9 protein-coding genes are annotated in these 11,632 nt (G+C 64.6%); 4 read left to right on the plus strand and 5 right to left on the minus strand.

Annotation, left to right across the window (positions count from 1 at the left end):
- Nucleotides 1-262: 262 nt before the first annotated feature.
- Entirely contained in the window at nt 263-2,584 is a 2,322-nt protein-coding gene (gene tmcA, locus ACEWFR_RS02480; protein ID WP_374059544.1) for a tRNA(Met) cytidine acetyltransferase TmcA, read from the plus strand.
- Nucleotides 2,585-2,939: 355 nt separating this feature from the next.
- Here tmcA and ACEWFR_RS02485 read toward each other — a convergent pair whose 3' ends face one another.
- The gene (locus tag ACEWFR_RS02485) at nt 2,940-3,680 is read right to left on the minus strand and encodes an SDR family NAD(P)-dependent oxidoreductase (protein WP_374059545.1); all 741 of its coding nucleotides are present in this window, start codon (nt 3,678-3,680) and stop codon (nt 2,940-2,942) included.
- 224 nt (nt 3,681-3,904) lie between these two features.
- On the opposite strand from ACEWFR_RS02485, the gene ACEWFR_RS02490 reads away from it, so the two are divergent.
- Together ACEWFR_RS02490 and ACEWFR_RS02495 are read left to right on the plus strand one after the other, a co-directional pair.
- Complete coding sequence (locus ACEWFR_RS02490; protein WP_374059546.1) at nt 3,905-4,390, plus strand: DUF456 domain-containing protein; 486 nt, start codon at nt 3,905-3,907, stop codon at nt 4,388-4,390.
- A gap of 44 nt (nt 4,391-4,434) precedes the next feature.
- On the plus strand, nt 4,435-4,605 hold the full coding sequence (locus tag ACEWFR_RS02495; protein WP_176548237.1) for a hypothetical protein: 171 nt from the start codon (nt 4,435-4,437) through the stop codon (nt 4,603-4,605).
- 73 nt (nt 4,606-4,678) lie between these two features.
- Here the strand turns inward: ACEWFR_RS02495 and ACEWFR_RS02500 are convergent, their stop codons facing one another.
- From ACEWFR_RS02500 to ACEWFR_RS02515, 4 genes are all read right to left on the minus strand, one after another.
- Entirely contained in the window at nt 4,679-6,403 is a 1,725-nt protein-coding gene (locus ACEWFR_RS02500) for a glutamate--tRNA ligase (protein ID WP_374059547.1), read from the minus strand.
- A gap of 127 nt (nt 6,404-6,530) precedes the next feature.
- Nucleotides 6,531-7,256 carry a hypothetical protein gene (locus ACEWFR_RS02505; RefSeq protein WP_374059548.1) on the minus strand — a complete coding sequence of 242 codons (726 nt, stop codon included), beginning with the start codon at nt 7,254-7,256 and terminating at the stop codon, nt 6,531-6,533.
- Between the two features lie 162 nt (nt 7,257-7,418).
- Nucleotides 7,419-8,471 carry a geranylfarnesyl diphosphate synthase gene (idsA3, locus tag ACEWFR_RS02510; RefSeq protein ID WP_374059549.1) on the minus strand — a complete coding sequence of 351 codons (1,053 nt, stop codon included), beginning with the start codon at nt 8,469-8,471 and terminating at the stop codon, nt 7,419-7,421.
- Nucleotide 8,472: 1 nt separating this feature from the next.
- A complete protein-coding gene (locus tag ACEWFR_RS02515; RefSeq protein ID WP_374059550.1) occupies nt 8,473-9,825 on the minus strand; it encodes an RNase J family beta-CASP ribonuclease in 1,353 nt (450 codons plus the stop codon).
- Nucleotides 9,826-10,269: 444 nt separating this feature from the next.
- On the opposite strand from ACEWFR_RS02515, the gene trkA reads away from it, so the two are divergent.
- Entirely contained in the window at nt 10,270-11,601 is a 1,332-nt protein-coding gene (gene trkA / locus ACEWFR_RS02520) for a Trk system potassium transporter TrkA (protein ID WP_374059551.1), read from the plus strand.
- Nucleotides 11,602-11,632: the final 31 nt, after the last annotated feature.

Raw genomic sequence — 11,632 nt, forward strand, 5'->3', positions numbered from 1 at the left:
TGGGTACCCGTGCCGGGTCGATCCCGGCGGAAGTCCTGTGAAGCTAGGAGCATCATCAACCCCGCGTAGGGTGTACACTCGAATAGCGTTGCCCCCCTTAAAAGCGTGTTCAAACGCGTGAGGCTGTGGGACGCCACCACACGGATTGTTCGCCATCGTGAACCCTCCAACACGAACACCCATACATATATTTGAACTGACAACCACACGGCGGGCCGTCGCGGGTCGGTGCCTATTACTCCCGAGGCACCAAGCCGAACGCATGAACGTCGATGTCGTCGGACTCGTCGAGTCGCTCGCCGAGGAGGCGACGCGAGCAAACGAACGACGAATGCTGGTGCTCGCGGGCGATCGCGAGCGGGGGTACGACGCGCTCGAGTCGATCCTCGATACGCTCCCAGTTGGGATCACCGAGACGACGCTCGTCGGTCCCGACGACCGATTCCGCTGCGAACAGATTCCGCAGGTCAACGCGGGCGACCTCCTCGGGACGACGCGGGACGTAATCGCTATCGACGCTCACGAGGAACTTCAGCCGAACGCGCTCGGGAAAGTCGTCGGCGCGGTCGACGGTGGGGGACTCCTCGTGGTACTCACACCGCCGCTCGAGGCGTGGCCGGACCGCCGCGACGGATTCGATGCCTCCCTCGCCGTCCCGCCGTTCGAACTGGACGACGTTACCGGTCGGTTCAGACGCCGTCTCGTCGAGACGCTGCGAGAACACCGCGGGATCGCTATCCTCGACCTCGATACTGATCAGATCGAGGCCGACGGACTGACCGACTCGGCCCCGCGGCTGTCACCGAAGACGCCGACTCCACCCCCGGACCACCGGTTTCCGGCCGCCGCCTACGAAGCCTGTCTCACGGCGGATCAGATCGACGCCGTCGCCGCATTCGAGTCGCTACTCGATAGCGACCGGGCCGTCGTCCTCGAGGCCGATCGCGGTCGCGGCAAGTCCAGCGCGGCGGGTCTGGCTGCGGGGGCGTTCGCCATCGATGGCGAGGACGTCCTGGTAACCGCTCCCGCCGCGCGGAACGCGGCGGAACTGTTCAACCGCGCGGGAGAACTCTGCAAACGCCTCGAGGGCGATACCGCGATCGTCGAACCCCGCCGAATCGAGACGGCTACCGGAGGCTCGATCGGATTCCGCGAACCTCCCGACGCGATCGCGGACCTCGAGTCGGCGGACGTCGTCGTCGTCGACGAGGCGGCCGCGCTCCCGGTCGCGACCCTCGAGTCGCTACTGACGGCCGATCGCGTCGCGTTCGCCACGACAATCCACGGCTACGAGGGAGCCGGACGGGGGTTCTCGGTCCGATTCCGCGATCGGCTCATCGAGAGCGACCACGCCGTTACCGACTGCACGCTCGTGGAACCCATCCGGTACGCGGCGGGCGATCCGATCGAAGTGTGGGCCTTCCGTGCGTTGTTGCTCGACGCTCGTCCACCGGTAGAGCCGCTCGTGGACGCCGCCACACCTGAATCGGTCGACTACCGGCGACTCGAGGCGGCCGAAGCGCTCGCGGACGAACGCCTGCTCCGCGAGGCCTTCGGGCTGCTCGTCCTCGCACACTACCGGACCGAGCCGAACGACCTCGCTCGATTGCTCGACGCGCCGAACCTCGAGGCCCGCGCACTCACCCACGACGGTCACGTCGTCAGCGTCGCGCTGCTCGCACGCGAGGGAAACCTCTCGGCGGAGACCCGAGCGATGATGTACGAGGGCGGCCGTGTCCGCGGAAACATGCTGCCCGACATACTGACGAGTCAGCTCCGGGACGAGGCGGCGGGCGAGCCGGCGGGACTCCGCGTCGTCCGCATCGCCACCCACCACGCTGCCCGCTCGCAAGGACTTGGCTCGCGGTTGCTCGAGCGGGTTCGCGAGGAGTTTACCGATAGCTTTGATAACACCGCTAGCACCGATAGCGCCGGTCGAGATCGCGGCGAGGGTGGCGACGACGCCACAATCGACTGGCTCGGAACCGGCTTCGGCGCGACCCCCGGCCTCCTCGAGTTCTGGCGCGAGAACGGCTACCGGACGGTCCACGTCTCGACGACGCGCAACGACGCCAGCGGCGAGTACTCCGCACTCATGCTCGCGCCGACCAGCGACGCGGGCCGGGCGTTACACGACCGCCACGCCGACTGGTTCGCCGCCCGGTTCGCCGCCCTCTGTTCGGACGCGCTCGACGATCTCGAGCCAGATATCGCCCGCGCGGTGCTCCGAAGCGTCGACGCCGACGCCGGGCCGCCACTCGTGCTGACCGACCACGAGTGGCGCGTCGTCGCGGGTGCCGCCTACGGACCGGGGCTGTTCGATGTCGATCCCGGCCCGTTCAGAGATCTCGTCGTGCGGTACTTCGTCGACGACCCCGCCACCGTCGACCTGGCCGATCGCGAGGAACGGCTGCTCGTCTCGCGCGTTCTCCAGGGACGAGACGCGGAGACCATCGCCGAACGGCTCGAGTACCACTCCTCGGGACAGTGTATGCGGGCGCTCGGCGACGCGTTCCGTCCGCTCGTCGATCGCTACGGGACGGACGCGGCGCTCGAGGTCCGGAAGCGATTCAACGATGGCTGATTTCGATCCCGCTACGATCGATGGGAGAAACGGAGGGGAGACGCTCAATATACCGTACCGTCGTATCGAACCAAACTGATCAACTGGCATGCGGTGGCGCACGCTGTGCCGCGGTGAGTGCCAATGAACCGCGGCTCGAAGCCGTGCGAGGTCTTCGCGAACTCGTGAGCGAAGGCTTGTCAGAGCAAGCTCTGACAGTGGATGAGCGAAGGGACGAAGTGACTGAGCGAATCGGTTGGGGAGGGCGTGGCGATTCCCAGTTGCCACGATAGCAGGACGCTTCGTCTCACCTAATACCCATCAGTAGCCCACTGTTCCGTTCACTGGTACACTGAGCGCGCCTCGAGCGTCGACCTCACAACAGCCGTCGAAGCAGCGCTTCCGGAGCCAGATCGAGAAGCCACGCAATCGCTCGCCAGCGCCGAGTGACGTAGGCGTGGGTTCGTTTCTTAGCTATCGCTCGAGCGATCTGTTCGGCCGCCGTCTCGGGCGAACACTCCCAGAACCCGCCCATCGAAAGTTCGGTGTCGACGAACCCCGGTTCGATGGTCGTGATCGTCACGTCGGCGTCGCGATCGGTCTGTCGGTAGCGCAACCCCTCGAGGTAGGTCGACACGTACGCCTTCGAGGCGTTGTACGCCGGGGCGTCGTCGTTGCCGACGTGGGCCGCGACCGAGGACAGTCCCACGAGGTGGCCGTTCGCCTCGCTCGCGTGGTCCGAATTCTGCTCGAAGTACTCCATCGCGGCCGTCGCGACGGCCGTAAAGCCCCGGACGTTGACGTCGATCGTTCGTCGCTCGGGTTCCCACTCGAGGTCGCGATTGCGGGCCGCGGTCCCGGCGCTGATGACGACGAGGTCGACCGACGGCATCGCTTCGGTGAGCTCGAAAAAGCCCGCTCGAGCGTCCTCCGTCGCGGTGACATCCATCGTCGCGACGTAGGATTTCGTCGGGAGGGCCGCGCCGATCCGCTGCATCCGCTCCGTTCGCCGGGCCGCCATGCCGATCTCGTAGCCGTCGTTGGCGAGCCGCCGGGCCAGCGCCTCGCCGATACCCGACGACGCGCCGACGATGATCGCTCCGCGCTGGTTGGCCATATCCCACACGTTCGGTCCCCGATACGTATACCGTTCGCTGTCTTCCCACGACCGACTCCTGACGACCGCCTCCCGACGACCGACTCCCGACGACCGACTCCCGACGACCGACTCCCGACGACCGACTCTGCCGGCACGCTGTGGATCCGCGAACTCATTCGAGTGACAGACATACCAGTACCGAAGGCAGTACGCCTTTGTCGCGGTCCGTTGTCACCGCCGGTATGGTCGATGTCGTCACCGTCGTCGCGGTCGCGTTGCTCGTGGGTGCCATCGCCGGAGCCGCCGTCCCGATGGTCCCGAGCGGCCTCCTCTCACTTTCCGGGCTCGGCGTCTACTGGTGGGGGGCCGGACTCGAGGAGCTGAGCGTTCTCACCTTCGCCGTCCTCGTGTTCATCGCCGTCATCACCGCACTCGTCGAGTTCTTCGGCGGCTCGATCGCCGCCCGAGCCGGCGGTGCCTCGTGGCTGACGACCGCAGCCGCGGCCACCGTCGGCATCATCCTGATGGTCGTCACCGGCCCGCTGGGGTTGCTCGTCGGCCTCTTCGGCACCGTCTTCGTCCTCGAGTTCGTTCGCAACGGCGAACTCGAGGGGAGCACGCGCTCGGCGGTCTACACGACGATCGGCGTCCTCGCGTCGACGGCGGTGCAAGTTCTGCTGACGGTGTCGATCCTACTCGGATTCCTCGCGGCCGTCTTTCTCCTGTGATCTCGGGGAAACACTGAAGCCGTGGGTGTCGTTGGCACGACTAGATGGAGTGTTCCGAGGCCGATTGCGAGCGCCCCGCCGCGGTCGAGTTGCACATCCCCTGGGACGAGAATCGACTCGTCTGCGCCGCCCACGCCCGCGTGCTGGGGCGTCAGGACGGCGTCGTGGCCGACCCGGATCCCGAACGAGGGGACGCGTTGCTCGAGGAAGAGTAATCCGCTGAGGTGCGAGCACCGAATGGGGAACCGATCGGTTCGGGGACGGTCGCTCGACGAGCGACGGACCCGTTCAGGGATGCGCGTAGTACGCGACCGTCTCCTCGTCCGCCTCGTCGTGCCGATCGATTCTGGCGAAGCCGACCCGCTCGAATTGCACCATCTCGTCGCTCTCGAGGTCGCCGACGCCGGGTTCCGCGTGGCCCCGAACGTCGCCGTCCATCGTTCGCATGCGGACGGGGACGCGCTCGTCGGCCGGCACCCAGTGGATCACGTCCACGTCGCCCTCGCGGACGACTTCGATGTCCTCGCCCGTGTACTGGAGGACGTCGCGGGTGAACTGGAAACAGCCCAACCCCTTGAGCCAGATGCGCTCCTCGCGCTCGGGGAGGTCGTCGGGCTCGAGCATCACCGAATCGCCGACGGGGATCTCGCGAACGCCGCGCTCCTCGTGGTTGGGATGAAGCGGCGGCGTCCCCACGTCGGGCGGGCTCCCGCCGAGGGGGATCTGGTTGCCGTCGCGGACGAGGAATCGGCGGTCGGTCTCCTCGTCGATCAGGTCGCGGTTGTTCGCGTAGATCGAACTCATCGCGAGGTCGACGTCGGTGGTCGAAGTGCCGAGCCCGGTCATCGCCTCGACGATTGCCTCGCCGCGGATACCGCGCCGGCGAAGGCTCTTCAGCGTCGGCGCTCGCGGGTCGTCCCAGCCGTCAAGTTCGCCGTCTTCGATCAGCTTCGAAATCGTCGACGTGCTCATCTTCACGTCGTAGTCGTCGAGTTGGACGTGGCCCCAGTGGATGACCTCGGGGTACTCCCAGTCGAAGTAGTCGTAGACGAAGCGCTGTCGTTTGGCCGAATCCTGCAGGTCGATCCCGCGAATGATGTGCGTGATCTCGAGGAGGTAGTCGTCGACCCCCGACTGAAAGTCGAGCATCGGCCAGCAGCGGTACTCGCTGGCCTCTTCGCGGGGGTGGGGCGTATCGATCATCCGGAACGCGACCCAATCGCGCAGCGCGGGGTTCTTGTGCTCGATGTCGGTCTTGACCCGCAGGACCATTTCGCCGCTGCTGTACTCGCCGTCGATCATCCCGTCGAACTCCTCGAGCACGGTCGCCTCGTCTTTCTGTCGGTGGGGACAGGCCTCACCCGAGTTCTTCAGCTCCGAGAATTCCTCGCCCGAACACGAGCAGGTGTAGGCCCCGCCCATCTCGATCAGGTCGCGGGCGTGGTCGTAGTAGGTCTCGAGGCGATCACTCGCCCTGTAGGTCGCGTCCGGCTCGAAGCCGAGGTAGTTGAGGTCCTCGAGGATCGCGTCGTAGGCCTCGAGATCCGGCCGTTTGGTCTCGGGGTCGGTGTCGTCGAAGCGCACGCAGAACCAGCCGTCGTAGCGCTCGCGGTAGGTGCCGATGACGGCGGGCATCCGGGCGTGGCCGACGTGCCACGGACCGTTCGGGTTCGGCGCACACCGCATCCGGATGGCGTCGTAGTCATCGGCGTTGGGAAGCTCCGGAAGATCGTGCTCGTCTTCCTCCTCCTCGGCCTCGATCTCAGCGAGTTCCTCAGGTGCGAGTTCCTCGAGCCGTTCGCGTTTGTCCGTGTAGTCGAGGTCGTTCATTCGACCCACGACGCCGCCGACGATACCCGGAATCTCGTCGCCGTGCTCGCGGAAGTCGGGGTTGTCGCCCATCAGCGGTCCCATGATGGCACCGACATCGGCGTCGCTCTCGTGTTTCACGGCGTTCAACAGCGCGTGCTTCTCGGCCTCGCGCTCGACGCGCTCGCGTAACTCGTCGTTCATTACCCAGCGGTAGTCGCGCCCGTCCCAAAACCTTCGCGATTCGCCGTCTCGTTCGGCCCGTGTTCGACTCCGACGTTAGCGTCCTGAGCCGCTGATCCGGTTTCCGGTACAGTCCCCGACGACATCCTTAGTTCTCGATGTCGTCATCGTACACCCGCGTGTTGAGGACGTTGCTCATGAGGACCATCGCGGCCCGGCCCACCGAGGACGTGCCATCCTCGGTACTGTTGCCGTCATTATCCGTTGTGTCGGTACTATTTCCGTCGCTCTCCGTTGTATCGGTACTGTTGTCGTCGCTCTCGGTTTCGTTGGAGCCGTCGGACTCCTCGGTATCGCCCTCTGCATCGGTCGACCCATCGTCATCACTGCCGGTCTCGGTGTCGCCGCCCTCGCTGTCGGCGACGGCCGTGTTATACTGCTTACACCACTCGGTCTTGACGCCCCAACCGTAGGCCTGCCCGTCGAACGGGTTCGTGACCTCCGCGTAGAGCATGTCGACCTCGGCGTCGTTTTTCACGAGGTTCTCGTTGTAGACGGTCGTGATTACTTCGATCTCCGTCGTCGACTCCGATTCGCTCGAGGCACTCGAGTCGTACTGGAGAACCAGATCCGATCCGTCCCACCGGAGCGATTCAACGGGGATGTCGTTTCGCTCGACAAGCGTGTAGAACTCGCCGGGCGTTCCCTTCCGGGGCTCGCTGGGCGCTTCGGGTTCGATCTCGTTCGAATCGGACGTGTCGAGCAGCGATCCGACACAGCCGGCGGTCGCGGCCATGCCAGTGGCCACGGCCGTGCCGAGAAATCGTCGTCGAGAGGAGGAAGCGGCGGGTACGTCCGAGGAGTCGTCAGTCATGTCCTTCGCTCAGTGTGGGACCCGCAAAAAGACCCGGACGATATCGAACGTTGAGTTCGGCCGAGAACGAACCCGTTCCGCCCGACTCGAGCAGGAAGCGCACGGAACACGACTCGAGCGAGGAATATGCAGAAACTCCGCAAAACAGGGCCGCGGCTTCGTTCAGTAGCCGCGTTCGATCAGGTAATGGGCAATTTCACAGAGGAGTTCACGGGCCTCGTTGTCCGGCAGGACCTCGAGTCGCTCTTTCCCTTGCTCGACTAGCTCCTGGGCGGTCTCGTTCGCATAGGTGATCGAACCGGCTGCCTCGAGTTCGGCGACCGCCTCGTCGATCTCGGCCTCCGTGACCGCGTCGACGTCGTCGGTGTCGACCAGTCCGTCGATATCGACACCCTGCTCGCGAGCGTGAACGGTGATCAGTGTCTGTTTGTTCTCGACGAGGTCGCTCCCCCGCTGTTTGCCGAGTTCCTCGCTAGGGACCGTCAGATCGAGCACGTCGTCTTGAATCTGGAACGCACGGCCGATGTCGAGTCCGTAGCCGTAGAGTTCGTCGATCGTTTCGTCGTCGGCTCCGAGCAAGATCGCCGGAAGACAGGCCGAGGCCGCGTACAGGACGGCCGTCTTCTGTTCGACCATCTCCAGGTACTCGTCGGGGGTGACATCGGTGCGCTGCTCGAAGGTGACGTCCAGCGATTGGCCCTCGCAGATGTCCGTGCAGGTGGTGGCGAGGACGGAGAGCGCATCGACGATGCGATCGGACTCCGCTCCCGTCTCGAGCATGATCTCGAAGGCCTTCGAGTAGAGCGTATCGCCCGCGAGAATGGCCGTCTCGAGGTCGTACTCCTTGTGGACAGCGGGAACACCGCGGCGGAGGTCGTCGTCGTCCATGATGTCGTCGTGGATCAGGGTGAACGACTGGATGACCTCGACGCTGACCGCGGCGGCCATCATGTCGACCGGACCGCTCTCGTCGAGCGGAGCGAACGACCGATACGCCGCCGAGAGCGGATGGATGTCGGTCAGCGCCTCCGCCGTCGTCAGGAGGACGGTCGGGCGGAGCCGCTTGCCGCCCGCGTCCAGCAGGTATCTGGATGCCTCGTAGAGCCGTTCGGGCCGCTGGATCGGTAGCTCCTCGGGAATCGCGTCGTTAACCAGCTCGCGGCGCTGCCGGACCGCCTCGAGCACCGCCTCTTCGCGTGCCTCGGGACTCGTCATATCAGTCGACTAATTGGATGAGGTTCCCGTTGCGCGTGACGTGGAGGTCTCGTCCCATCTTGTACCCCTCGCTCTCACAGAGATCAACGTAGCTCGAGTAGCCTTTCATGTCCTGGTGTGCGGGGATGATGTTCTGGGGTTGTAGTGCGTCGAGCATCTCGTAGTGACCCTCTTGATTGAGGTGGCCCGAAACGTGGATGTCGTCGTAGACCCGTGCGCCCTGCATGCCGAGCAGTTTCTCGGCCTGGTAGCGCTGACCCTCGTTGGTCGGTTCCGGAATCACGCGGGCGGAGAAGACAACCTTGTCGCCGTCTTCCAGTTCGTACGGCGTCTCGCCGCGGGCCATCCGAGTGAGCATCGCGCGAGGCTCGCCCTGGTGGCCGGTGACGATCGGCAGGTAGTCGCCCTTGCCCTCGTTCATGATCCGCTTGAACGTGCGGTCGACGGACTTGCGGTGGCCGAACATCCCCAGATCGGAGGGGAAGTCGATGAAGTCGAGTCGTTCCGCGGTGCCCGAGTACTTCTCCATCGACCGACCCAGCAACACGGGCTGGCGGCCGATGTCGTCGGCGAACTCCACCAGCGACTTCACGCGAGCGATGTGGCTCGAGAAGGTAGTGGCGACGATGCCGCCGTCGTAGTCCTCCATACTGTAGAGCACGTCCCGGAGGTGTTCGCGGGCGACGCTCTCGGAGGGGGTTCGCCCCTTCTTGTTTGCGTTGGTACAGTCCTCGATGTAACAGAGGACGCCCTCACCCTCGCGGCCGATCTCGCGGAAGCGCTCCATGTCGATCGGATCGCCGATGACCGGCGTGTGATCCATGCGCTTGTCGAGTCCGTAGACGACCGCGCCTTCGGGCGTGTGGAGAACGGGGTTGATCGCGTCGATGATCGAGTGCGTGACGTTGACGAACTCGAGGTCGACTTTGCCGGAGTCGCCGATCGACATCGTCTCGCCGGCCTCCATCTTGATGAGGTCGTTCTCGACGCCGAACTTCTGTTCGCCCTCGATCTGCTGTTTGACCAGCTCGATCGTAAAGGGCGATGCGACGACCGGCGCGTCGTACCGGTGGGCCAGCTTCGAGATGGCACCGATGTGGTCGAGGTGGCCGTGCGTCGGGACGATGGCCTTCACGTCGCCCTCGAGGTCGCTCATGACCCGGTCGTCGGGAATAGCGCCCATATCGATCAGGTCGAGGCTGTGCATCCGTTCGGTTTCGACGTTGTCGTGGATCAGAACCTGTGAGAGGTTCAGACCCATGTCGAAGATAACGACGTCGTCGCCTGCGCGGACGGCAGTCATCTGCCGTCCGACTTCTTCGTAGCCGCCGATGGTTGCGATTTCGATTTCCATGGTTCCTCGTACTGAAAGTCACTGCCTGGACTCTCGTCGAAACGGTCCGCGGACTCCCGGTTGTGCGGCCCCGGCGTCTTACAGCACGTCGGCCATCCCGCTATGCGCTCGGTGCGACGGCGGTTCCGTCTTCGATAGCTCGCGACATCGCAAGCCCCGAACGCACTTGCCCGCGGGTTTCGCTAGTGGCTTCTACACGCCCGGGTGTTAAAAACGCAGTGGGTTGGCTTGCCCGTCGTCGCATCGCCCCTACCGTCCATTGAGGGCACTCCCCGGAGAACGCGCAGACTCTTTCATACGGATTGCTGTGACGGTGTTCCGGTGCAAATACAGGAGTCGCAGTCGCGCCGAAAACGACTGACAGTAGTCAGTATCAGGCACCGAAATCCATTTCCCCGTCGCCTCGAAACGGATCTCACTAACTATGATTTCGGAGGGACCGTCGTGTACGTAATCATCGTCGGGGCCGGCGAAGTCGGTCGATCGATCGCCGCCAACCTAGAGGACACCCACGACGTTGCCCTGGTCGATCGCGACGGCGACGTTACCGAGGAACTCACGTACTCGCTGGACGTGCTCACGATCCGCGGTGACGGCACCGACCTCGAGACGCTGCGCGAGGCCGGTCTCGAGCAAGCGGGTCTCGTCATCGCCTGTACCGACAACGACGAGACGAACGCGGTCGTCTGCGGCGCGGCGAAGGCTACGGGCGACGTCTTTACCATCGCGCGAGTGCGTCGCCGGACGTTGCTCGAGACGTGGCAGGGCTCGAAGGGGGCCTTCGGCGTCGATTTCATGGTCTGTACCGACCTTTTGACCGCACAGGCAATCTTCCGGATTTCCGGGTTGCCGAGCGCGCACGACGTCGATACGTTCGCCGGCGGGCTCATTCGCATGGCCGAGTTCGACATTCCAGTGGACAGCCCGATCGCAGATCGGACCGTCAGGGAAGCTGACTGTTACGATTCGCTCACGTTCGCCGCGATCTTTCGGGACGACGAGATGGTCGTCACCAGAGGTGACACCGTTATTCAGGCCGGGGATCGGGTCGTCGTGATCGGGAGCCCGACTTCGATCAACGACTTCGCCAACGAAGTCGCTATGACGCCCGAGGAAGCGGAGGAAGTCGTCATCGTCGGTGCCAGCGAGATCGGATTTCAGACCGCCCGGGAGTTCGAGGATCACGGCTTTCGTCCGCGGCTGATCGAACGCGACCACGGACGGGCTCGCGAGGTCGCCGAGTCGCTCCCGAACACGATGGTCATGGAGAGCGACGCGACCAATCAGGAGTTCCTCGCCCGCGAGCACGTCGGCGAGGCCGACGTCGTGATCGCCGCCCTCGACAGCGACGAGAAGAACCTCCTCGTCTCCCTGCTCGCCGACCGCCTCGGCGTCGACCGCACCGTCGCGATCATCGAGAATCCCGAGTACGCCGACCTCTTCGAGACCGTCGGCGTCGACGTCGCGATCAACCCGCGAGAGGAAACCGCGGAGGAAATCATCCGGTTCACCCGGACGGACAACACCGAGAAGGTTGCGATGCTCGAGCACGATCGCGCGGAAGTCATCGAGATCGAAGTCGATTCGGAGAGCGTTCTCGTCGGGCGAGAGATCGTCGATGCGACGAATGACCTTCCTGAGGGCGTCGTCATTGGTGCGATTTCGCGGGACGGGGCGCATATCACGCCGCGCGGATCGACAGTCGTCCAGTCCGGCGACCACGTGATCATCTTCGTCGCCGCGGACGCTCTCGACGAAGTCATCGAAGTGATCTAGGACTCGAAGGGACCGCGTGAGTTCTCCCTTT

Source organism: Natrinema sp. H-ect4 (assembly GCF_041894845.1).
Taxonomy (GTDB): domain Archaea; phylum Halobacteriota; class Halobacteria; order Halobacteriales; family Natrialbaceae; genus Natrinema.